This is a genomic window from Cellulomonas sp. P5_C6, assembly GCF_054049635.1.
Map to the genome: position 1 here is coordinate 1 of NZ_JBFULZ010000055.1, position 21,585 is coordinate 21,585.

Below are 21,585 nucleotides of genomic sequence, written 5' to 3' on the forward strand. Positions count from 1 at the left end.
GGCGCGGACGACGAGGCGGCCCGGCGTCGCGCCGCCCGGGGGCGCGACGACCGGCGCGTCGAGCTGACGCCCGCGCTCGACTCGATGGCGTGGATCGGGGCGTACCTGCCGGCCGACCAGGCGCTCGCGGCGTTCACCACGGTGGACGCGCTCGCGGGCACCTCACGCGTCGACGGCGACGAGCGCACCGCGGACCAGCGGCGGGCGGACGCGTTCGCGGACATCTTCCTGGGCATCCTCGACCGCCAGTCGACGCCCGACGGTCGGCCGCTCCCGACGCGGGGCGGCCGGCGCGTGTCGGTGCAGCTGACCGTCGCGGCGACCACGCTCCTGGGGCTCGACGACGATCCGGGCTACCTCGGCTCGTTCGGTCCCATCCCCGCGTCGATGGCGCGTGAGATCGCGCAGGACGGCACGTGGCGCCGGGTGCTGACCGACCCCGCGGGTCAGGTGTGCGAGGTCGGATCCGCGACCTATCGGCCGGGCGCCGACCTCACGCGCCTGGTCCAGGTGCGGGACCAGACCTGCACCTTCCCGGGGTGCCGGCAGCCTGCCGTGCGTTGCGACCTCGACCACCGCGAGCCCTACGACCACAGCCGGCCCGGTGACGGCCAGACCTGCGAGGCGAACCTGCACTGCCTGTGCCGGCACCACCACCAGGCCAAGACGGAGGGCCGCTGGAAGGTCACCTACGACCGGTCCTCCGGCATCTCCACGTGGACCAGCCCGCTCGGTCTCACGCGCGATCGACATCCACAGCCCGTCCTCGCGGCGGCGTCGTCCCAGCGCCACCGACCGCCGCTCCCTCCGCCACCGCCCCGCGACTGGGGCGCCCCACCGTTCTGACGGCTCGTCGACGGCTCGATCGCGGCTCGCGGCGGCCTACTCTCGACCCATGGCCGTGCTCACCAGGAACAACGTCGTGCTCTCGGGCGTGCCGGGTGCGCCGGCGATGGTGTTCGCGCACGGGTTCGGGTGCGACCAGAGCATGTGGCGGTTCGTCGCGCCCGCGTTCGAGGCGACGCACCGGGTGGTGCTGTTCGACCACGTGGGAGCGGGCGGCTCGGACCTCTCGGCGTACGACCCGGAGCGGTACGCCACGCTCGACGGCTACGCGGACGACGTCGTCCAGCTCCTCGACGAGCTCGACCTCGGTCCGGCCGTGTTCGTCGGGCACTCGGTCAGCGCGATGATCGGCGCCCTCGCGTCGGTCCGGCGCCCGGACCTGTTCGACCGGCTCGTGCTCGTCGGCCCCAGCCCGCGTTACGTCGACGACGACGGCTACCGCGGCGGGTTCAGCGCCGTCGAGATCGACGAGCTGCTCGAGACCATGGACGACAACTACCTCGGCTGGTCGGCGTTCATCGCGCCGGTGATCATGGGCAACGCGGACCGGCCCGAGCTGGGCGACGAGCTGACCAACTCGTTCTGCCGGACGGACCCGGCGATCGCGAAGCGGTTCGCGCGCACCACGTTCCTGTCCGACAACCGCGCGGACCTGGCGGCGGTGACCACCCCGGCGCTCGTCCTGCAGTGCCGCGAGGACGTCATCGCGCCGCCGGCGGTCGGGCGCTACGTGCACGAGCACCTCGCGGACAGCGAGCTGGTCCTCCTCGACGCCGTCGGGCACTGCCCCAACCTGAGCGCGCCCGACCAGGTCGTCGCCGCCATCACGGCCTACCTCGCCCATGCCGCCGTCCGGACGTAGTCACGCCTGGGACGTCGCACCCGTCGCCCTGCTGCGGCTCGACGGCGGGGGTCTGATCGTCGACGCCAACCGGATGTTCCTCGACCTGGTCGGACGCGAGGCCGGGACCCTCGTCGGCGCGACGCGCCTCAGCGAGCTGCTGTCGGTGGGCGGCCGGATCTACTGGGAGACCCACCTGTCCCCGCTCCTGCACATGCAGGGCCGGATCGACGAGGTCGCGGTCGAGCTCCGCGGGCCGGGCGGGCGGGTGCCCGTGCTGATGTCGGCCTGTGCCTGGACGTCCGACGACGGCGCCGTCCGTGGCGTGGACGTCGCGATGTCCCGTGCGACGGAACGGTCCCGCTACGAGCGGGAGCTGCTCGCGGCCCGGGCAGCCGCGGACAGCGCTGCAGCGCAGGAGGCCCTGGTCGCCCACGAGCTGCAGCTCGCGCTGCTCACCACCGACCTGCCGACGGGCAGCCGGTTCTCGGTGACCTCCGAGTACCGGCCAGGCGTGCAGGCGCTCGAGGTCGGCGGGGACTGGTACGACGCGTTCGTGCTCGACGGCGACGTGCTCGCGGTGGTCGTGGGCGACGTCGTCGGCCGCGGGCTGCGGGCCGCCACGGCGATGGGCCAGCTGCGCAGCGCGGTCCGGGCCATCGCCGGTCCGGGCGTGGGGCCCGCCGCGCTGCTCTCGAGGCTCGACCGCTTCGTCGAGCAGGCCGGCGTCGGGTTCATGGCGACGATCGCGTACGCCGAGGTCGAGCTGGGCACCGGCCGCGTCCGGTACGCGTGCGCCGGCCATCTGCCGCCGTTGCGGCTCACGGCGTCCGGCGCGCACGAGTTCCTCTGGGAGGGGCGGTCGACGCCCATGGGCGTCGGCACGCACCGGGTCGAGGCCGAGATCAGCCTCGAGCCGCACGACCTGCTCGTGCTCTACACGGACGGCCTGGTCGAGCGGCGGGACCGACCCCTCGCCGAGGGTCTCGACGTCCTCGCCGAGGCCGCCGCCGACCTGCTCGAACCGTCAGGCTCGGTGACCTCGCTGGTCACGGACCTGCTGGCGCACGCGGGCGGGGAGCGCGACGACGTATGCGTGCTGGTGGCCTCGTGGGCGGGCGCCGGCCGGGACGAGTAGTCGCCCCGGCCGGCACCCCGCGAACGCTCGGGCTACAGCCCCGGGTTCGCGTTGTGCACGAGCTCGAGCGCCATCTGCGGGAACCAGTCGCCGGCGGCCGGGTCGGCGTAGCCGCGCACCGGGTCGATACCTCCGGCGGGGGCCCAGCGCGTGCACTGGCCGTCGGACTCGCCGGGGATCTTCACCCAGAGGTAGGCGTCCACGTACGGGCTGCCGGTGGTGAGCGTCGGCTTGAGTCCGAGGCCGCGTCCGGGCGGGTTGCACCAGACCTGCGGGTCACCGGCGGGGCTGCCGGCGGGTGCGGTCCACGGGCCCTGACCGTTGCGGCTGGTGTCGATCACGGCGTGCGTCAGGACGTCGGGCCCGCTGGGCGGGTTGGGGCCGTTGGTGACGTTCTCCGTGTACCAGGCGTCGGTCAGCGTCCAGGTGCTGAAGTCGGCGGGGTCGGCCGGGTAGTACTGCGAGTTGCAGTAGTCGAAGTGGCCGATGCGCCAGCCGCCCTCGGCCGGGTTGGTGCCGTACCAGAGGCACTGCGAGATCCAGGAGGCGAACTTCACCTGGCGCTCGGACGTCTCGTAGTTGGACACGTTGAGGAAGAAGCCGTCCGTCTTCTCGACGCCCGCCTTGTGCAGCCGGTCGGCGATGTCGCCGACGCCGAGCCAGCCGGAGTGCGTGCCGTCGAGGTAGACGGAGGTGTTCGGCAGGGCGGTGAGCCGGTCGACCGCGCCGTTGACCTGAGCGAACCGGTCGGAGGCCGCGGTCGCCGAGTTCAGCTCGGCGGGCTGGCACCATTCCTTCGCGCCGTTGATCGAGGTGTACCAGGGGATGATCCCGAGGCCGTCGGGCTCGAGCAGCACGATGGCCTGCCCGTCGCCGATGCCGGCCGAGAACCCGTCGATCCATGCCAGGTACGAGGCGGTGTCCGCCGCGCCGCCCGCGGAGTACTGCGCGCAGTCGCGGAACGGCAGGTTGTACGCAACCAGCACGGGGACCGAGTGCGTGATCCTGGCCTGGAGCATCGTCTTCTGGACGGCCTTCTTCACGTCCTTGGGCGTTCCCGACGTGAACCAGACGGCCTGCGGCGTCGCGGCCATCGTGGTGAGCGCTGCCGCGTCGGACCACTCGTGCGCCTTCACCAGCTGCTTGATCTGCTGGACGGCGCCGGTGTCCGGCGGGGGAGTGAAGAGGCGCGTGGCGGGCGGCGGGGTGTGGTGGCCGCGCCCGTCGTGCGCGGCGGCGGGGGCCGCGACGGCGAGTGAGAGCGCTACCACACTGACGGCAGCAAGCAGCATCGAGCGCGTGCGGGGCAAGGGTCTGGACACGGAGTCTCCTACGTCGTTGTCGGATGACCGTTCGCTTTCGGCGGCCTGAGCCGTCCCGCAGAGCATGACAATCCGGACGCACGAGCACAAGGTGTACCGGTAAGGAAAGAATGACGAGACGCAACGGAACGCGACGCGCGGCGGACGGACAGAGGCCCGCCGCGCGTGACCGCCGAGGCTCAGAACACCCGGTTGGCGATCTCCGCCGGCGCCAGCAGCAGCTCCTTGATCTCGTCGTCGAGCTGGACCAGCGTGAGGGACGCGCCGGCCATGTCGAGCGAGGTGCAGTACTCGCCGACGTAGCTGCGTCCGACCGTGATGCCCTGCGCGGCGAGCTTCTCGTGCGCCAGCCCGTACAGCAGGTAGAGCTCGCTGATCGGGGTGCCACCCAGGCCGTTGATCATGAGCGCGACCTCGTCGCCGGACGAGTACGGCAGGTCGGGGACGACCGCACCGAGCAGCTCGTCGACGATCTCGTCGGCACTGACCAGCTTGGCGCGACGACGGCCGGGCTCGCCGTGGATGCCGACGCCGATCTCCATCTCGTCGTCGCCGAGCTCGAAGAGCGGGGAGCCCTTCGCGGGCGGAGTGCACGCGGTCAGGGCGATGCCCATGGTCCGGGTGACGGAGTTGACCTTCTCGCCGATCCGTACCAGCTCCTCCAGCGAGGCGCCGGCCTCGGACGCGGCACCGACGGCCTTCATCACGAAGAAGTTCCCCGCGACCCCGCGTCGGCCGACCGTCCAGGTGGAGTCCTTGACCGCGACGTCGTCGTTGATGAACAGGGTCTTCACGTTGAGGCCCTCGGCCTCGGCCAGCTCGGCGGCCATCTCGAACGCCATCTTGTCGCCGGTGTAGTTGTTCACCAGCAGCAGGACGCCCTTGTCGGAGGCCAGCAGCTTCGCCGTCTCCAGCACGTACTCCATGGGCGGCGCGGCGAACACGTCCCCGGGACAGGCCCCGTCCAGCATCCCCTTGCCGACGACCATCACGTGCGCCGGCTCGTGACCGGACCCGGACCCCTGGATGATCGAGACCTTGTCGTGGTTCGGGGCGTCGGCCCGCATGATCAGGTTGTACTCGGGGACGTAGCGCAGGGTGTCGGGGTTGGCCAGCGCGATGCCCTTGAGCATCTCGGGGACGAAGTTCTTGGGGTCGTTGACGAACTTCTTCACAGTCGTTCCTCCACATCGTCGTGTTCTTCAGACCTGCCGCCGCGCCGCCCCCGGAGCGCGGACGTCGTGTGTCACCAGGTGTCGGCGACCCGCTCCGCCAGCACCGCGACCGCGATCGCGCCGGGGTCGACGGAGCCGATGGAGCGCTCGCCCGTGTACGAGGCGCGGCCGCGGCGGGCCTGCATCGGCTTGGTCGCCTCCGCCGCGTCGCGCGCGGTCACGGCGGCCGCGCGCGCGATGTCGGCCGCCGACGAGCCCGCGGCGAGCTCCTTCTCGATCGTGTCGGTCATCGGCGCGAGCGCGTCGAGCAGCGTCTTCTCGCCCAGGTCGGCGCCGCCGCGCGCCTTGATGCCCTCGATGGCTGCCCGCAGCATCAGCACGACGTCGTCGCCCGTGACCCCCTGCTTGCCCTTGACCTGGCCCGCCGCACGCAGGAACGCGGTGCCCCAGATGGGTCCCGACGTCCCGCCGATCCGGCCGGTCATGACGATGGCGACCTTCTGCAGGAACGTGCCGGTGTCGGTGCGGTCGAACGTGTCCCACTGGGCGTCCACGTTCTCGAACCCGCGCGCGAGCGAGAACCCGAAGTCCCCGTCGCCGACGACGGAGTCCAGGTCGCCGAAGTACTTCTCGTTCTCGATGCAGGTCTGGGCGATGGTGCGGACGACGGACTCGACGCGGGCATCGGACACGGTTGTTCGCTCTCTCTCAGGGGGTGGTCAGGAGGTGCTCGACGTGGGCCAGCTCGACCTGCCCGTCGATGGTGAGTCCGTGCGGGTTGGCCAGGACGGTCGCCGGGTCGTCCGGGAGGTCGCCCAGCGAGCTCACGACGAGGGACGCCCCGGTGAAGTCCTCATCGGCGGTGTAGCTGCTCACCGTCACGATCGTGCGCAGCCCGGCGCCGAGCGCCGCCCGCAGGCCGTTGGCGCTGTCCTCGACGACGACGACGTCGGCCGGCCCGAGTCCCATCTCGCGCAGCGCGAGCAGGTAGATGTCCGGCGCCGGCTTCTTGGCGGGCACGACGTCCCCGGCGAAGACGGCGAACTGCGCGGCCAGGTCGGCGCCGACGGCGTGCTCGAGCACGGCCCGCACGCTCGCCTCGGCCGACGTCGACGCGACGGCCAGCCGCCAGCCGGCCTCGTGGGCCGCCGCGACGATCCGCGCGATCCCCGGCCGCCCCGGCATCACGCCGTCGGCCACCATCTCCGTGTAGTAGGCGGTCTTGGCCTTGTGCCACTGCGCGACGAGCTCCTTCTGCTCGTCCGGGTCCGTCGGCAGGTGCGCGGTCTCGACGAACAGCGGCGTGAATACGGTCGCCAGGCGCTCCTTGCCGCCGCCGATCGCGAGGAGCTGGCCGTACTCCTCCTCGCTCCAGTGGATCGGCAGACCGGCCTCGGCGAACGTCCGGTTGAACGCCGGCAGGTGGCCGTCGCGCTCGGTGTCGGCCAGCACGCCGTCGCAGTCGAAGACGAGGGCGGGGCTCATGTCGCCGCCTTCCCTGCCGCGCCGAACTCCTCGATGTGCAGCGTGATCGCGGCCTGCACGGCGTCGGAGATGTCCCGGAACATCGACGGCGGGTCCCACTTGTCGCGGGCGCGCGCCTCCGCGAGGTGCTTCTCCGCCGAGCGCATGTAGGCGACCTTCACGCCGGTCGAGATGTTGATCTTGGAGACGCCGGCCGCGATGAACGTCGCGAAGTCGTCGGGCGACAGACCCGTCCCGCCGTGCAGCACGATCGAGCGGTCGGTGAGCGCGGCGAGCTCGCGKACSCGYTSSGGSAGCAGSACCGGCTGYGCCTTGTACTCGCCGTGCGCSGTGCCSAGCTGCGGKGCSAGCAGGTCGACSCCCGTSCGCTCSGCGACMGCCGCGAGGGTCTSGACGTCGTAGGAGTGCAGGGAGACGTCCGAGCCGACCCCGTCCTCGACGCCGATGATGTTCTCGAGCTCGGACTCGACGTCGACGCCCGCAGCGTGCGCCTCGGCGACCACCTCGGCGGTCTCCCGCTCGGCCGTCTCGAGGTCGCGGTTCGACGCGTCGAAGAGCACCGACTGCCACCCCGCGCGGACGACGTCGGAGATGACGGCGCGGTCGGGGCAGTGGTCGAGGTGCAGCGCGACGGGCACCGGGACGTCCGTGGCAGCCGAGCGGAACATCGTCGTGATCAGGTCGGTGCCGATCGAGCGGACCGTCTTGACGGAGATCTGGATGATCATCGGCGAGCTCGTGGCGACCGCGGCCGCGATCACGGCGCGCAGGCTCAGGTCGTCGAGGATGTTCACGGCCGGCACCGCGTACCCGTGCTCCCGTGCGGCCCGCGTCATCGCCAGCGTCGACGAGATCATGCTCAGCCCTCCCGGGGAGCGGCCCTGCGTGACCGGGCGGACGTCAGCTGACGTCTCCCGGCCGACCAGGACCGCATCGTCCCGATCTGTCCGCAGTCTAGACAGGTCTACTCATGAACGACCAGACGAGCGAGATCCGTGGAACCCTGGGCCCATGACGGAGGTCCTGGAGCGGGAGTCGGCGGTGCCGCTCTACGCGCAGCTCGAGACGATCCTGCACGCGCGGATCGCCAGCGGCGAGTGGGCACCGGGTCAGCGGATCCCGTCGGAGAACGAGCTCAACCGGATGTTCGGCCTGAGCCGGATGACGGTCCGCGGGGTCCTCACCAAGCTCGTCGCCGACGGACTGCTGGTCCGCGTGCCCGGCAAGGGCACCTACGTGGCGACGCCGAAGATCAACGCGATCTCGCCCGCCTACCGCGGCGTCCGCGAGCAGCTCGAGGGCCTCGGGTACGAGACGTCGACGCGGCTGGTGTCCTTGTCCCTCGAGACCCCGTCCCAGGGCGTGCGCGAGCGGCTCGCGCTGGCCGACGACGACCAGACGTATGTCGTCGTGCGCGTCCGGTCGGTCCAGGGCGAGCCCATCAGCCTGCACCGGTCGTACGTCCCCGCCCGGCTCGCGCCCGGGCTCGACGGGCACGACGTCGTCGCCAACCAGCTGTGCGTCGTGCTCGAGGAGCAGTACGGCCTGCCCATGAAGCACGTGCGCGAGGACCTCGAGGCCGTCGCCGTGAGCACCGCCGAGGCCAAGCACCTGGGCATGCGTCGCGGCGAGCCGGCCCTGCAGCTGCAGGACGTGATCTTCGACGCCCTCTCGCGGCCGTTCGAGTACTCGTCGATCGTGTTCCGCGGGGACCGGATGCGGCTGCGGTTCGACTACGACCGGTGAGTCAGTCCTCCAGCAGCCCGCCGCCGACCCATGCGCCGATGGCCGCGACGTCGCCGGGGCTGAGCTGCATGCGGGCGCCGCGGCACAGGCCGACGACGTTCTCGGTCCACGCCAGTGCGAGGTCGCCCGCACCGGTCGTCGGCGTGAGCTCGAGGCCGGCGAAGATGATGCCGCCGATGACGAAGTTGACGGTGGAGCGGCCGACCTGCGCGCCGGCCTTCTGGCAGGCGTCCCGGACACGCCTGGAGGTCTCGGCGCGGTCGAACGGGTGCGCCGCGAGGTCGGCGGCGAGCGCCGTCAGCAGCACGCGGTAGTTCGACTGGCTCAGGCCCGGGGTGTCGGTCACCGCGACGACCTGACGCTGCAGGGCGCTCGACGACGTGTCGGCGACCGCACCGGGCAGGTCGGCCTCGCCGAAGCGGTTGGCATCCCAGACGAAGCCCGGCGGCCGGGACGAGACGCCCACCTCGGGCACGTTCTTGGCCAGCCACGGCAGGAAGCCCCCGGCACCCGCCCACCGGGTCTCCGGCAGCGACGGTTCCGTCTTCTGCGCCAGCTGCGCGATCGTGCCCAGGGGGACGGGGCGGTCGGCGGTCCGGACGCGCTGCAGGACGGCCTTGCGGGCGGGCGAGCTGGCCGGGGGCGCGTCGACGGCCTTCTTGGCGCGCGCCGGGGGCGCGGTCGCGGCGGGTGCGGCATCGGCCGGCGGGACCTCGGCGGCGACGGCGACCGTGCTCTCCACGGCCAGGGTCGACGCGGTCTGCGTGACCAGGTCGGCCAGCTCGTCGGCCGTGACGACGGCGTCGGCCACGGACCGGTAGGCGCTGGCGGCCGGGCTGGCGGTGATGATCGTGACGCGGCGGTCGGCGGCGCGGCAGCGCAGGGCAAGGGGGGTGAAGTCGGCGTCGGCGGAGACGATGACGAACTCCTCGTACTGCGTCGGCGCGGCGAGGGCGTCGACTGCGTCGAGGACGAGGTTGATGTCGGCGCTGCTCTTGCCCTGCTGGGTCAGCGACGGGCAGTCGACCACCTGGAAGCCGGCGCGCGTGAAGTTGGGCCGGAACTGCGAGAACCTCGACGGGTTGAGGTAGCAGGCGCGGATGAGGAAGCGGCGCGTGAAGTCGCCCTCGGAGTCGCTGCCGGCCTCCAGCTCGCTCAGCCAGTGGGCGGGGTTCGTCGCGAACGCCTCGGCTGCCACGGGGTCCAGACGCTGCAGGCCGATGTAGACGTTGTCGAAGTCGACGAACAGGGCGGTCCGAAAGCGCCGAGCGGCGTCGGTCCGGTCGGCAGGGGTCACGCTCGAGGAGGTCACCCGAGCATCTTCCCTGCTGACGCGGACCGACGCGTACCGACGGGCCTACTCCGCGGCGTCGGCCTCCGGCCGCTCGGCCAGCAGGAACGACTCGACGGCGGCCTTGTCCAGCCCGAGGACGGCGACCGGACCGGTCCCGCCGTCGGCCTCGAGGAGCGCGAGCAGGACGTGCCCGGTGTCGACGCTCTCGTCGTCCGAGCGCACGGCCTCGCGGAAGGTCAGCTCGAGCGCCTTCTTGGCGGCGGCGTCGAACGGCACGAGGGCGGGCACCGTGGAGGCCGCGGGGGGCAGCCCGGCGAGCAGGGTCGCGCGGGCGTCGGCCAGCGACGTGACCTGCGCGGCGACGGCCCGCGCGGCCAGGTCGTCCGGAGCGCCGATCAGCCCCAGGGCCAGGTGCGCCGGCGTGATCTCGGTGCCGCCCGCGGCGTGCGCCTCGTTCTGCGCCGCGACGACGACGTTGCGGGCCGCCTCGGTGTACCGGCCGAAGCCCTGCGCGGCGGTGGGCTCGCCCGGGTCCTTGGCGACGAACCGCTTCTGGGCAGCCTGCTTGGTGACGCCCATGCTCGCGCCGATCTCGGTCCACGACGCCCCCGAGCGCCGGGCCTGGTCGACGAAGTGGCCGATCAGGTGGTCGGCGATGTCGCCCAGGCTCTGGGCGGTGAGCACGGCGGTGGAGAGCTGGTCGAGGACGGTCGGCTGGGTGGTGGTGATGGCGTCGATGAGGTCGTCGAGCCGGACAGGGTTCTGGAGGCGGGTCGTCGTCATGCGTCAACCCTAGGTTGACGATGGTCGGTCGTCAACCTAGGGTTGACGGGCAGACTGGGGCCATGCACCTGCTTCCCGACGCCGGCGCCGCCGGTCCCGCCGCGTACACCGAGCACCTGCGCGTCCCCGCGCTGAGCGTGGGCACCTACGTGCTGCGGGTCGGCGACGACGACGGGCAGCAGCCGCACACCGAGGACGAGGTCTACGTCGTCCTGAGGGGCCGGGCGCGGCTGTGGACCCCGGACCTGACCGTCGACGTCGGCCCGGGCACGGTCGCGTTCGTGCCGGCGCTCGAGCCGCACCGGTTCGTCGACGTCGTGGAGGACCTGCACGTCCTCGTCGTCTTCGGCCCGGCCGAGTACAGCAACGCGGAGGGGCCGCGATGATCCGCCACCGGGTCGTCGTCCACGGCTTCGTGCAGGGCGTCGGCTACCGCTGGTCCCTGTCCCGCGAGGCGCGGCGGCTCGGGGTGCAGGGCTGGGTGCGCAACCGCGCCGACGGGACCGTGGAGGCCGTGCTCGAGGGCGCCGACGAGGCCGTCGACGCCCTCGAGCAGTGGTGCCGCTCCGGACCGGGCGGGGCAGGGGTGTCGGGCGTCGACGTCACGAACGAGGAACCCGAGGGGCTGACCGGGTTCGCGATCGAGCCGTAGCGGATCGCCCGTCGTCACCGCAGCCAGACGCGCAGGCGGCCGACGGGCTCGAATCCGACGCTGGTCGGCGGGACGACATCCGGCCCGGACTCGTAGCCGACCAGCGRGAACGGTCCGAGCTCGCGGCGGGCCACCGTCGTCAGCTCCGACCAGACGACCTCCGGCTCGATCCGCAGCGCGCGGACGTTCGAGACGCCGACGACGGTGCCGGCGCCGGCGCCCGAGCGGTTGAGCGCCGCGACCGCGACGGGCCCCTCCGCGTCCTGCGCCATCAGCAGCCGCACCGCGGGGTCGTCGAGGACGGCAGGGGTGATCGCGGACGACCCGTGCGCGGCGAGCCACCCCGGGAGAGTCACCGCGTCAACCGYGCGCCACGCCAGGCTGAGGCTCGTCGGAGACCCGGCCGGACGGGTCAGCCACTGGGCCTCGAACAGCACCGACCAGCCGAGCGGCGCCAGGTCGAGGTCGGCGAACGAGTCCTTCACCGACGCGCCGGCCGAGTCGTCGATGGCGGCGAGCACCTCGGCCGCGGGCGCGCCGGGCCGCAGCGTGACGGCGTCCGGGTAGGCGTCGGGGGAGCGGCGGGGCGTCGACCACAGGCCCGGTCGGGACGTCGTCGGGGCGCCCGTCGCGCGGACCACGAGGTCGCACCAGGCGGCATTGTTCGCAGCGGCGAGGGCAGGAGCGGCGGGAGGGGGCACGGCACCCACTCTGCCCGCTCGGACGGCCGGCAGTCCGGCAGGACGATCATCCTCGACGTGCGCTCGCTCCCGGAGCCATGATCGACAGGACRCACCCGGGAGGACGCATGAGCTGGATCCGCGAGGCGAGCGAGGACGACGACCCCACCGGTGAGGTGGCGGCCGCGTTCGACAAGGACCGCGCGACGCTGGGACACGTCGCCAACTACACGCGCGTCTTCGCCCAGCGGCCCTCGGTGCTGCGCGCGTGGCAGGGGCTGAACGGCGCGATCAAGGGCATGGACGCCCGGCGGTACGAGGTCGCGACCACCGCCGCCGCCCTCCGCCTGCGGTCCAGCTACTGCTCGCTCGCGCACGGCGCCGCGCTGGCTACGACGCACATGAGCGTCGACGCGGTCCGCGCGCTGGCGCTGGGCACGGACTCCGCCGAGCTGACCGAGGTCGACCTCGCGGTCGCGCGGCTGGCCGACAAGGTCGCAGCGGGCGCGGCGAACCTGCGGCCCGAGGACTTGGACGAGCTGCGCTCGCTGGGGTTCGCCGACGACGACGTGTTCGACGTCGTCCTCGCCGCGGCCGCCCGGTGCTTCTTCAGCACCGTCCTCGACTCGGTCGGGGCCGAGCCGGACGCGAAGTACGCGGGTCTGGACGCGTCGATGAGGGACGCCCTGACGGTCGGGAGGCCGATCGCGTCGGCGTGAGCGCGCACAGTGGTCGCACAGCGTCCGCACGGAGCGCCGACAGACCCGCTGCCTAGACAAGGGGCATGAAGAAGCGCACCCCGATCCGCCGCACCGTCCTCGTCGGCACGCTGGCGCTCTCGTTGTCCGTGGTGGGCGCGGGCGCGTGGGCGCTCGACCGGTTCGTCATCGAGCACGTCGAGATCTCCGACGTCCAGGCGTACGAGGCCAGCCAGGGCGCGACGTCGAGCAGCACCACGGGCGACGACGACGCGGTCATCAGCTCGACCAGCTACGAGTCGTCGTCCGCGGGGATCTCGATCTCCACCGTCACCACCGGCACGGGCGACGACACGGTGACGTACTACGTCGCCGACGTCACGCTGACCGACGCCACGGCCCTGCGCTCGGCGTTCGCGCAGAACGAGTTCGGCCTGAACATCACGGAGGACACCTCCGACATCGCGACGGACAACGGAGCGGTGTTCGCGATCAACGGCGACTACTACGGGTTCCGCGACACCGGCATCGTCATCCGCAACGGCGTCATCTACCGCGACGAGGGCGCGCGCGAGGGCCTCGCGTTCTACACGGACGGGCACGTCGAGGTCTACGACGAGACGGCCACGACGGCCGACGAGCTGGTCGCCGCCGGCGTCTGGAACACCCTCTCGTTCGGGCCCGCGCTCCTGGAGGGCGGGCAGGTGGTGTCCGGCATCGAGGACGTCGAGGTGGACACCAACGTCGGCAACCACTCGATCCAGGGTGAGCAGCCACGCACCGCCGTCGGCGTGATCGACGACAACCACCTCGTGCTCGTCGTGGTCGACGGCCGCAGCCCCGGGTACAGCAAGGGCGTGACCATGACCGGGCTGGCGGAGATCATGCAGGGCCTGGGAGCGCAGACGGCGTACAACATCGACGGCGGGGGCTCGTCGACCATGTACTTCGACGGCGCGGTCGTGAACAACCCGCTGGGCAAGGGCCAGGAGCGCGGCACCTCCGACATCCTGTACATCGCGGGCTGACGACGATGTACGTGCTGATCCCCGCCTTCGAGCCCGACGTGCGGTTGCCCGTCCTGGTGGCCGCCCTGCGCAGCGCCGACCTTCCCGTCCTGGTGGTCGACGACGGCAGCGGTCCGGCCTACGCCCGGGCGTTCGAGCAGGCCGAGGCCCTGGGCGCCACGGTCGTCGGATACCCCGTGAACCGCGGCAAGGGCCACGCGCTCAAGGTCGGGTTCGCGTACCTGGCCGAGCGGTGCGCCGGGCAGGACGTCGTCTGCGCCGACTGCGACGGGCAGCACCTCGTGGCCGACATCCTCCGTGTGGCCGACCGGGTCGCGCACGCCCAGGGCGCGATGGTTCTCGGTGCCCGGCGGTTCACGGGCCGCGTCCCGCTGCGCAGCCGGCTGGGCAACTCGGTGACCGGCGTGCTGGTCAGGACCGCGACCGGGCTCCCGGTGCACGACACCCAGACCGGCCTGCGCGGATACCCGGCGTCGATGCTCGGCTGGCTGCAAGGGGTCGACGGCGAGCGGTTCGAGTACGAGCTCGACCTGCTGCTGCGCGCGTCGCAGGACGGGATCGAGGTCGACGAGGTCGAGATCGAGACGGTCTACCTCGACGAGAACGCGTCGTCGCACTTCCGGCCGGTCGTCGACTCGGCCCGCGTGTACGCGCCGCTGCTCCGGTTCTCCCTGTCGTCGTTCGCCGCATTCCTGGTCGACACCGTGGCCCTGCTCGCGATGATGGCGCTGACCGGCGCGCTGCTGCCGTCGGTGCTGGTCGCGCGCGGGCTCAGCTCGTCCGTCAACTTCGTCGCCAACCGTCGACTCGTGTTCGCCGGCGGCCGGGCCAAGTCCCTGCGGTCCGCCGCCGCCCAGTACGGCGTGCTCGCCGGGACGCTCCTGGCCGCCAACTTCGGCGTGCTCACCGCCCTGACGGGCCTGGGCCTGGCCCTGCTGCCCGCCAAGGTGCTCACCGAGGCGGCCCTGTTCGCCGCGAGCTACCAGCTGCAGCGCACGGTCGTCTTCGCGGCCCCGGCCGCCGGGCTCAGGGCACGTCCCGGCGCGCCGGCCCCACGTACTGGCTCAGCGGTCGGATCAGTGAGTTCGCACCCAGCTGCTCCATGACGTGCGCGGTCCAGCCCGTGACCCGGCTGGCGACGAACAGCGGCGTGAACGTCGGGGTGTCGAAGCCCATGAGGTGGTACGCCGGGCCGGTGGGGAAATCGAGGTTGGGCAGGATGTTCTTGCGCTCGGTCATCGCCGACTCGAGGGCGTCGTAGAGGTCCAGCATGTCCGGGCGGTCGTAGTGCTCGACCAGGGTCACCAGCGACTCGCGCATCGTGGGCACGCGCGAGTCGCCGTGCTTGTAGACCCGGTGGCCGAAGCCCATGATCTTGCGCTTGCTCGCCAGGGCGTCGTCCAGCCAGGCGGCTGCCCGGTCGGCCGTGCCGATCTCCGCGAACGTCTCCATGACGGCCTCGTTGGCCCCGCCGTGCAGCGGCCCCTTGAGCGCGCCGACGGCTCCCGTGACCGCCGAGTGCAGGTCCGAGAGCGTGGACGCGATGACCCGGGCGGTGAACGTCGAGGCGTTGAACGAGTGCTCGGCGTACAGCACCATCGACACCTCGAACGCGTGCGCCACGACGGGGTCGGGCACCTCGCCGAACGTGACCCACAGGAAGTTCTCCGCGAACCCGAGGTCGTCGCGCGGCTCCACGGGCTCCTGCCCGCGGCGCCGGCGCTGGTCGAGGGCGACGATCCCGGGCAGCTGCGCGAGCAGGCTGATCGACTTGGCCAGGTTGGCCTCGCGCGACGAGTCCTCGGCGCGCGGGTCGTGCGCGCCGATCACGCTGACCGCGGTGCGCACGACGTCCATCGGGTGGCAGGTCGTCGGCAGCGACCGGACGGCCTGCACGACGCGGTCGTCCAGGGCCCGCTGCGACCGTTCGGCCGCCTGCAGCTCGGCCAGCTGTGCGGCGTCGGGGAGCTCGCCGTGCCAGAGCAGGTACGCGACCTCCTCGAACGAGCGCTGCGCGGCCAGCTGCTGCACCGGGTAGCCGCGGTAGAGCAACGAGTTGCTGGCGGCGTCCACGGAGGAGATCTCGGTGGTGTCGACGACCACCCCCGCCAGGCCCTTGTGGATCTGGACGTCGGACTCGGTCATGCAGGTGCCTCCATCGGCGGTGATGGTGATGCTCGTGACTGGAGCATCATGCCCCCATCGACCGCCCGCATCGCCACTCGAACCCGCCCGTCGGAGCAGAAGGACCGTCAGCCCTGCAGGCTCGCGATCTGCGCGCGGGCGGCCCCCACGAGCTCGTCGTTGGTGTGCGCGTGGCCCCACAGCCCCCAGCCACCGGCGGGCGCCTCGGTCAGCAGCACCCATGTCCGCTCCGCGAGCCCGGGGTCCCCGGCCGCGGCCACGACGGCGTCCGTCAGGCGGCGCACGACCGCGAGCTGCTTGTCCCGGTCGAGGGCGCCGGCGTTGGTGAGCACCTGGACGCGGACGTACGTGCTGTCGCCGTCGACGTTCGCCAGGGCGGTGGCGGGGAGCTCGTGCACGAACGCGGCCGTGTTCTGCCGGAACATCGGGATGTCGGGCACCTGCTCGACCTCCATCACCGTCCGGGCCAGCTCCGCGGCGAGGGCGTGCGTGTCGGGGAACGTCCCGGCGGCGGCGTAGACGTCGATCATGGGCATGGCGGAACCTCCGGAGCGACCTGCACGGGTACTATGACGATCATCATAATCGCCGGGCGGCAGAAGGGAAGAGGCATGGCAGCCGACGATCCGCGCAGCCGGATGGTGCAGTCCGCGACGGTGCTCCTCGCGCGGGGAGGGGTCGGCCGTGCGTCGTTCGCGCACGTGCTCGCGCACTCGGGCGCGCCGCGGGGGTCGATCTACCACCACTTCCCCGAGGGCAAGGACCAGCTGGTCGCCGAGGCCGTCGCCCTGGCCGGCGCCCGTGCCGTCGCGGGACTCGACCACCTGGCCGGCGGGTCGGCGCTCGACGTGCTCGACGGCTTCGTCGCGATGTGGCGCGCGGTGCTGGTGCGCTCGTCGTTCGGGGTCGGCTGCTCGGTGCTCGGCACGGTCGTGACCGACGACGACGAGCAGCGGCTCGACCAGGCCGCCGCGATCTTCCGCGCATGGCGGGACCGGCTGGCCGAGCTGCTGAGCGAGGCGGGCCTGGCCGGCGACGCCCGCGCCGTGGCGACGCTGGTGATCGCGTCGACCGAGGGCGCGGTCGTGCTGGCGCGGGCCGCCCGGGACCTCGAGCCGCTGGAGACCGTGCACGCGCAGCTCCGCGCGCTGGTGGGCGGCTGACCCGGAGCCTCAGAGGCGGAAGTTGAACACGTCCGCGTCGAAGTGGTTGTAGGACTCGTAGTCGAGCAGCTCGTAGAGCTCGGCCCGCGTCTGCATCTGGTCCAGCAGCCCGGCCTGCGTGCCCTCGGTGAGGATCTGGTCGAGGCCGCGCATCGCGGCGCCCATCGCCAGGCGCAGCAGCGTGACCGGGTAGATGACCAGGTTGATGCCGATGTCCTCGAGCTGCTGCGCGGTGAGCAGCTCGCCCTTGCCGAACTCCGTCATGTTGGCCAGCAGGGGCACGTCGACCGCGGCCCGCACGGCCGCGAACTCCTCGGGGCTGGTGAGCGCCTCGGGGAAGATCGCGTCGGCGCCGGCGTCGACCAGTGCCTTCGCCCGGTCGATCGCCGCGGCGAGCCCGTCGACCGCGCGGATGTCGGTCCGGGCCATCACGAGGAAGTTGGGGTCCCGGCGCCCGTCGACGGCCGCCTTGATGCGCTTGAGAGCCGTGTCCTCGTCGACCACGGCCTTGCCGTCGAGGTGCCCGCACCGCTTCGGGTTGACCTGGTCCTCGATGTGGCAGCCGGCCAGGCCGGCGTCCTCGAGGCCCTGGATGGTCCGCGCGACGTTCATGGGTTCGCCGAAGCCCGTGTCGGCGTCGACGATCGCGGGCAGGCCCGTCATGCGGGCGATCTGGCCGGCCCGCTGGGTGACCTCCGTGGCGGTGGTCAGGCCGATGTCGGGCAGGCCCAGGTCGGCGGCCAGCACCGCGCCCGAGACGTAGACGCCGTCGAAGCCCTTGGCCTCGATCAGCCGAGCCGAGAGCGGGTTGAACGCGCCGGGAAGCCGGAGCAGCCGCCCGCTGGCCAGGCCCTCGCGCAGCGCGACGCGCTTGTCCGCCGCGGTGGTCGTCGCGTAGAGCATCAGAAGAGTCCTTCCGGGGTGACCACCGTGTCGAGCAGACCGGCGGGGGCGACGACGGTGAGGCCGGCGAGCTCGTCGGCCGTCAGGGAGGGCAGGCGCTGGGCGACGTCGAGGAACCGCTCGATCTCCGCGCCGTCGAGCACGCCAGCCGCGAGGGTCCGGAACTTCGCCACGTACTGCTCCCGGGCGAAGGGCCGGGCGCCCAGCGGGTGGGCGTCGGCGACCGCGATCTCGGCCTCCACGACCTCGCCCGACGTGGTCGTGATGACCACCCGGCCGCCGAACGCCTTCTCGTCCGGGTCCGTCGAGTGGTAGCGGCGCGTCCACTCCGGGTCCTCGGTCGTCGTGACCTTGAGCCAGAGCGCGATGGTGTCCGCCCGGCCCGCGCGCGACGGCGCGTACGAGTCGACGTGGTGCCAGGCGCCGTCCTGCAGCGCGACCGTGAAGATGTACGGGATCGAGTGGTCGAGCGTCTCGCGCGACGCGGTCGGGTCGTACTTCTGCGGGTCGTTGGCGCCCGAGCCGATCACGTAGTGCGTGTGGTGCGAGGTGTGGATGACGATCGACGCCACGTTCGCCGGGTCCGTGAGGTCCGGGCGCTCGCCGTGCAGGCGCCGGGCCAGGTCGATGAGCGCCTGCGACTGGTACTCCGCCGAGTGCTCCTTGGTGTACGTGTCGAGGATCGCCGTCTTGGGCTCGCCGGGGGCCGGCAGCGGCACGTCGTACGCGGCGTCGGGCCCGTCCAGCATCCACGCGATGACGCCGTCCTCGCCCTCGTAGATGGGCGTCGGCGACGTCTCGCCGCGCATCGCGCGGTCGACCGCCTCGATGGCGACCTTGCCCGCGAACGCAGGCGCGTAGGCCTTCCAGCTCGAGATCTCGCCCTTGCGCGACTGCCGCGTCGCCGTCGTGGTGTGCAGCGCCTGGCCGACCGCGTGGAAGATCACCTCGGGGGACAGGCCGAGCAGCGTGCCGAGCCCGGCGGCCACCGACGGGCCCAGGTGCGCGACGTGGTCGATCTTGTGCGCGTGCAGGCTGATGGCCCGCACCAGGTCGACCTGGATCTCGTAGCCGGTGGCGATGGCGCGGACCAGCTCCTGGCCCGAACGGCMCGTGTGCTGGGCGACCGCGACGATCGGCGGGATGTTGTCGCCGGGGTGCGAGTAGTCGGCCGCGAGGAACGTGTCGTGGTAGTCGAGCTCGCGGACGGCGACGCCGTTGGCCCAGGCCGCCCACTCGGGGCTGACGACCCTGGTGGGCGCGACGCCGGAGACCGTCGCCCCGTGCTTCGGGCCTGCGTACGGGTGGGCCAGGGCCTGCGCGCGGGCGGCCGACGGGGGAGTGCGGGTCAGCGACGCGACGGTGACCGCGGCGTTGTCGATCACGCGGTTGATGATCATGTCGACCACCTCGTCCGGCACGGCGACCGGGTCGGCGGCGACCTCGGCGATGGCCCAGGCGAGCTGGTCGGTGCGCGCCAGGCGGTCGGCGCTCGGGTGCACGCGGACGGGGTGGTTCTGCGTCATGGGTCGCTTCCTGGTGGGGGCTGTCGGTCAGCGTGCGTGGGCCATGTCCCCGACGGCGAGCCGTCGCAGGACCTCGATGACGACGGTCGCGGAGCGGTCCGCGGCGTCGTCCACGTGCGTGAGGAAGTCGGCGCCGGCCACCGGGCCGCAGAGGTCCGAGATGCCGCGGACCGACAGGAACGGCACGCCGTACAGGTGGGCGGTGTGGGCCAGCGCCGCCGACTCCATGTCGGTCGCCATGGCGCCCGGGAAGGCCGCGCGGATCCGGTCGATCCGGCTGGCGTCGATGAACGAGTCCCCGGACAGGACGGTCCCGGACAGGATGCGCAGGTCGACGCTCGCGGTCGCGGCGGCGTCGTGCAGGATCTGCTCCGCCTCGTACACCTCGGGCATGCCGGGCACCTGGCCCAGCTCGTACCCGAACGCTCGGGCGTCGGCGCCGGAGTAGACGTACTCGGACCCGACCACCACGTCGCCGACCCGGACGTCCAGGCCCACGCCGCCCGCGCTGCCCGCGCTGATCACCGCGCGCGGGTGCGTGCCCTGGATGGCGACCGCCGCCGCCGTCGCCGAGTTCACCAGGCCGATGCCGCACTGCACCAGCAGCACCTGCCGGCCGCAGATGGTCAGCAGCCGGTGCTCGGCGTGGCCCATCGCGGTCGGGTCGCCGACGACGTCCGCACGCGTGAGGAACGCGGCGGACTCGTCGGCCATCGCGGTGACGATGACGGCGTCGACGGCGATCATGCCGTGGCTGCGCTGACCTGCGCCCACTCCTCGCGGGCCGCCAGGAACGTCCGTGCCGCGTCCTGCGCGCCCTCGAGCGTGTGGTTGGCGCCCCAGCCGCACTGGACCTCGTTGGCGGCGGGGACCTCGGTCGCCGTCGTGATGTCCGTGAGCGTGTCCTGGACCAGGCCGAGCACGTCGTCGTACGCCCACTCGCCCTGCAGGATCAGGTAGAACCCGGTCTGGCAGCCCATCGGCGAGAAGTCGATGACCCGGTCCGAGTGGTTGCGGGAGTGCTCCGCGAACAGGTGCTCGAGCGAGTGGACCGTCGGCATCTCGAGGTGCGCGACGTTGGGCTGCGTGAACCGGACGTCGTACTTCTGGATCACGTCACCGGCGGGAAGGTGCTTGGTGTCGGCCAGGCGCACGTACGGCGCGGCCACGGTCCGGTGGTCGAGGTTGAACGACTCGACGTTCATGCGGGGCTGGTTCATGTGCCCCATTGTCCCCTTCCCCGGGCCGGCCACCGAACCGCCCTCGTACGATCGGCCCGTGCCCACCCCCGAGTTCATCCTCGCGCTGCGCGCCTTCGTCGGTCACGAGTCGCTGTGGCTGCCCGGCGTGACCGCCGTCGTCGTGCGCGGGGACGAGCTCCTCCTGGTCCGCCGTGCGGACAACGGTGAGTGGACGCCGGTCACGGGCATCGTCGACCCCGGCGAGGAGCCTGCCGTCGCGGGCGCCCGTGAGGTCCTCGAGGAGGCGTCCGTCGTTGCCGTGGCCGAGCGGCTCGCCTGGGTGCACGTGCTGCCGCCGACCGTCTGGGACAACGGCGACCGCGCGCAGTTCCTCGACCACACGTTCCGGTTCCGCTACGTCTCGGGCGAGCCGTTCCCCGCCGACGGCGAGAACACCGAGGCGGCCTGGTTCGCCCTCGACGCGCTGCCGCCGATGTCGGCGGAGATGCACGCGCGGATCGCCCGCGCGCTGGCGCCCGAGGGGCCGGCGGCGTTCGGGGTCTGAGTCAGCCGGCGGTGCTCATCGACTGCGTGCCCAGCACCCGCACCAGCGCCAGCGAGTCGGCGTCGGGCGAGCCCGGCTCGGCCGAGTACACGATCACGGTCTGGTCGCTGTCCGGCACGTGCAGGGCGTCGCAGTCGAGGCGGATCAGCCCGAGGCTCGGGTGGTCGATCGTCTTGCCCTGGAACGGCCAGGACGTCGACGAGCCGCCGGCGCGCCACAGCTCGTCGAAGCGCGGGCTGCCGCGGCGCAGCTCACTGACCAGGTCGCGCACCGACGGGTCCCGCGGGTAACGGGCGGCGGTGGCCCGCAGGGTGGCCACCGACTGGGCCTCGGTCGCGGCGCGCTCCTCGTCACCCATCGCGACGCGGCTGCGACGCGGGTCGGGCGTGCCCAGGAACCGGAGCCAGATGATGT

26 protein-coding genes are annotated in these 21,585 nt (G+C 72.5%); 11 read left to right on the forward strand and 15 right to left on the reverse strand.

The window, feature by feature from the left end; all coding sequences use genetic code 11:
* The 3 genes from ACXJKG_RS08560 to ACXJKG_RS08570 form a co-directional block, all read left to right on the forward strand.
* Positions 1–846 (forward strand): DUF222 domain-containing protein (locus ACXJKG_RS08560; protein WP_456845336.1); only part of this gene is annotated, 846 nt, incomplete at its 5' end.
* Between the two features lie 49 nt (positions 847–895).
* Positions 896–1,708 carry an alpha/beta fold hydrolase gene (locus tag ACXJKG_RS08565; protein ID WP_456845337.1) on the forward strand — a complete coding sequence of 271 codons (813 nt, stop codon included), beginning with the start codon at positions 896–898 and terminating at the stop codon, positions 1,706–1,708.
* Complete coding sequence (locus tag ACXJKG_RS08570; RefSeq protein WP_456845338.1) at positions 1,689–2,825, forward strand: PP2C family protein-serine/threonine phosphatase; 1,137 nt, start codon at positions 1,689–1,691, stop codon at positions 2,823–2,825. The genes ACXJKG_RS08565 and ACXJKG_RS08570 overlap by 20 nt, the downstream gene beginning before the upstream one ends.
* A gap of 32 nt (positions 2,826–2,857) precedes the next feature.
* On the opposite strand, the gene ACXJKG_RS08575 is transcribed toward ACXJKG_RS08570, so the two are convergent.
* The 5 genes from ACXJKG_RS08575 to ACXJKG_RS08595 form a co-directional block, all read right to left on the reverse strand.
* Positions 2,858–4,147, reverse strand: coding sequence for a glycoside hydrolase family 6 protein (locus ACXJKG_RS08575; RefSeq protein ID WP_456845339.1), 1,290 nt, complete (start codon positions 4,145–4,147; stop codon positions 2,858–2,860).
* Between the two features lie 179 nt (positions 4,148–4,326).
* Positions 4,327–5,322: a dihydroxyacetone kinase subunit DhaK gene (gene dhaK / locus ACXJKG_RS08580; RefSeq protein WP_456845340.1), complete on the reverse strand. Its 996-nt coding sequence runs from the start codon at positions 5,320–5,322 to the stop codon at positions 4,327–4,329.
* Positions 5,323–5,393: 71 nt separating this feature from the next.
* Positions 5,394–6,014, reverse strand: coding sequence for a dihydroxyacetone kinase subunit DhaL (gene dhaL / locus ACXJKG_RS08585; RefSeq protein WP_456845341.1), 621 nt, complete (start codon positions 6,012–6,014; stop codon positions 5,394–5,396).
* A 16-nt stretch (positions 6,015–6,030) separates the two neighbouring features.
* Positions 6,031–6,807 carry an HAD-IA family hydrolase gene (locus ACXJKG_RS08590; RefSeq protein ID WP_456845342.1) on the reverse strand — a complete coding sequence of 259 codons (777 nt, stop codon included), beginning with the start codon at positions 6,805–6,807 and terminating at the stop codon, positions 6,031–6,033.
* Entirely contained in the window at positions 6,804–7,664 is an 861-nt protein-coding gene (locus ACXJKG_RS08595) for a class II fructose-bisphosphate aldolase (protein WP_456845343.1), read from the reverse strand. The genes ACXJKG_RS08590 and ACXJKG_RS08595 overlap by 4 nt, the downstream gene beginning before the upstream one ends.
* 154 nt (positions 7,665–7,818) lie before the next feature.
* Here ACXJKG_RS08595 and ACXJKG_RS08600 point away from each other — a divergent pair, with 154 nt between their 5' ends.
* Positions 7,819–8,553, forward strand: coding sequence for a GntR family transcriptional regulator (locus tag ACXJKG_RS08600; RefSeq protein ID WP_456845344.1), 735 nt, complete (start codon positions 7,819–7,821; stop codon positions 8,551–8,553).
* A gap of 1 nt (position 8,554) precedes the next feature.
* Here ACXJKG_RS08600 and ACXJKG_RS08605 read toward each other — a convergent pair whose 3' ends face one another.
* On the reverse strand, positions 8,555–9,865 hold the full coding sequence (locus ACXJKG_RS08605) for an NYN domain-containing protein (protein WP_456845345.1): 1,311 nt from the start codon (positions 9,863–9,865) through the stop codon (positions 8,555–8,557).
* Positions 9,866–9,910: 45 nt separating this feature from the next.
* Entirely contained in the window at positions 9,911–10,630 is a 720-nt protein-coding gene (locus ACXJKG_RS08610; protein ID WP_456845346.1) for a Clp protease N-terminal domain-containing protein, read from the reverse strand.
* 62 nt (positions 10,631–10,692) lie between these two features.
* Here ACXJKG_RS08610 and ACXJKG_RS08615 point away from each other — a divergent pair, with 62 nt between their 5' ends.
* Together ACXJKG_RS08615 and ACXJKG_RS08620 are read left to right on the forward strand one after the other, a co-directional pair.
* Positions 10,693–11,016: a cupin domain-containing protein gene (locus tag ACXJKG_RS08615; RefSeq protein ID WP_456845347.1), complete on the forward strand. Its 324-nt coding sequence runs from the start codon at positions 10,693–10,695 to the stop codon at positions 11,014–11,016.
* Positions 11,013–11,282: an acylphosphatase gene (locus tag ACXJKG_RS08620; RefSeq protein ID WP_456845348.1), complete on the forward strand. Its 270-nt coding sequence runs from the start codon at positions 11,013–11,015 to the stop codon at positions 11,280–11,282. Before ACXJKG_RS08615 ends, ACXJKG_RS08620 begins: the two co-directional genes overlap by 4 nt.
* A gap of 14 nt (positions 11,283–11,296) precedes the next feature.
* Here the strand turns inward: ACXJKG_RS08620 and ACXJKG_RS08625 are convergent, their stop codons facing one another.
* Complete coding sequence (locus ACXJKG_RS08625) at positions 11,297–11,983, reverse strand: hypothetical protein (protein ID WP_456845349.1); 687 nt, start codon at positions 11,981–11,983, stop codon at positions 11,297–11,299.
* Between the two features lie 107 nt (positions 11,984–12,090).
* Between ACXJKG_RS08625 and ACXJKG_RS08630 the strand changes: the two genes are divergently transcribed.
* From ACXJKG_RS08630 to ACXJKG_RS08640, 3 genes are all read left to right on the forward strand, one after another.
* The gene (locus tag ACXJKG_RS08630) at positions 12,091–12,681 is read left to right on the forward strand and encodes a carboxymuconolactone decarboxylase family protein (RefSeq protein WP_456845350.1); all 591 of its coding nucleotides are present in this window, start codon (positions 12,091–12,093) and stop codon (positions 12,679–12,681) included.
* A gap of 65 nt (positions 12,682–12,746) precedes the next feature.
* Positions 12,747–13,688 (forward strand): phosphodiester glycosidase family protein, encoded by a 942-nt coding sequence (locus ACXJKG_RS08635; RefSeq protein WP_456845351.1) that lies wholly within the window; start codon positions 12,747–12,749, stop codon positions 13,686–13,688.
* Positions 13,689–13,693: 5 nt separating this feature from the next.
* The gene (locus ACXJKG_RS08640) at positions 13,694–14,794 is read left to right on the forward strand and encodes a GtrA family protein (protein ID WP_456845352.1); all 1,101 of its coding nucleotides are present in this window, start codon (positions 13,694–13,696) and stop codon (positions 14,792–14,794) included.
* Here the strand turns inward: ACXJKG_RS08640 and ACXJKG_RS08645 are convergent.
* Entirely contained in the window at positions 14,715–15,833 is a 1,119-nt protein-coding gene (locus ACXJKG_RS08645; RefSeq protein WP_456845353.1) for a bifunctional 2-methylcitrate synthase/citrate synthase, read from the reverse strand. The genes ACXJKG_RS08640 and ACXJKG_RS08645 overlap by 80 nt on opposite strands.
* Before the next feature lie 107 nt (positions 15,834–15,940).
* Positions 15,941–16,369 (reverse strand): tautomerase family protein, encoded by a 429-nt coding sequence (locus tag ACXJKG_RS08650; RefSeq protein ID WP_456845354.1) that lies wholly within the window; start codon positions 16,367–16,369, stop codon positions 15,941–15,943.
* A gap of 75 nt (positions 16,370–16,444) precedes the next feature.
* Here ACXJKG_RS08650 and ACXJKG_RS08655 point away from each other — a divergent pair, with 75 nt between their 5' ends.
* Positions 16,445–16,996, forward strand: a complete 552-nt coding sequence (locus tag ACXJKG_RS08655; protein ID WP_456845355.1) for a TetR/AcrR family transcriptional regulator — start codon at positions 16,445–16,447, stop codon at positions 16,994–16,996.
* 9 nt (positions 16,997–17,005) lie between these two features.
* Here ACXJKG_RS08655 and prpB read toward each other — a convergent pair whose 3' ends face one another.
* Genes prpB through ACXJKG_RS08675 form a run of 4 tightly spaced genes read right to left on the reverse strand, consistent with a single transcriptional unit; the run spans position 17,006 to position 20,645 of the window.
* Positions 17,006–17,899, reverse strand: a complete 894-nt coding sequence (prpB, locus tag ACXJKG_RS08660) for a methylisocitrate lyase (protein WP_456845356.1) — start codon at positions 17,897–17,899, stop codon at positions 17,006–17,008.
* Complete coding sequence (locus ACXJKG_RS08665; protein ID WP_456845357.1) at positions 17,899–19,425, reverse strand: MmgE/PrpD family protein; 1,527 nt, start codon at positions 19,423–19,425, stop codon at positions 17,899–17,901. Before ACXJKG_RS08665 ends, prpB begins: the two co-directional genes overlap by 1 nt.
* A 27-nt stretch (positions 19,426–19,452) precedes the next feature.
* Entirely contained in the window at positions 19,453–20,172 is a 720-nt protein-coding gene (gene mtnN, locus ACXJKG_RS08670; RefSeq protein ID WP_456845358.1) for a 5'-methylthioadenosine/S-adenosylhomocysteine nucleosidase, read from the reverse strand.
* Positions 20,169–20,645: an S-ribosylhomocysteine lyase gene (locus ACXJKG_RS08675; protein WP_456845359.1), complete on the reverse strand. Its 477-nt coding sequence runs from the start codon at positions 20,643–20,645 to the stop codon at positions 20,169–20,171. Before ACXJKG_RS08675 ends, mtnN begins: the two co-directional genes overlap by 4 nt.
* Before the next feature lie 58 nt (positions 20,646–20,703).
* Between ACXJKG_RS08675 and ACXJKG_RS08680 the strand changes: the two genes are divergently transcribed.
* Positions 20,704–21,171 carry an NUDIX hydrolase gene (locus tag ACXJKG_RS08680; protein WP_456845360.1) on the forward strand — a complete coding sequence of 156 codons (468 nt, stop codon included), beginning with the start codon at positions 20,704–20,706 and terminating at the stop codon, positions 21,169–21,171.
* A gap of 1 nt (position 21,172) precedes the next feature.
* Here the strand turns inward: ACXJKG_RS08680 and ACXJKG_RS08685 are convergent.
* A partial coding sequence (locus ACXJKG_RS08685; RefSeq protein WP_456845361.1) for an MmyB family transcriptional regulator occupies positions 21,173–21,585 on the reverse strand: 413 nt, incomplete at its 5' end.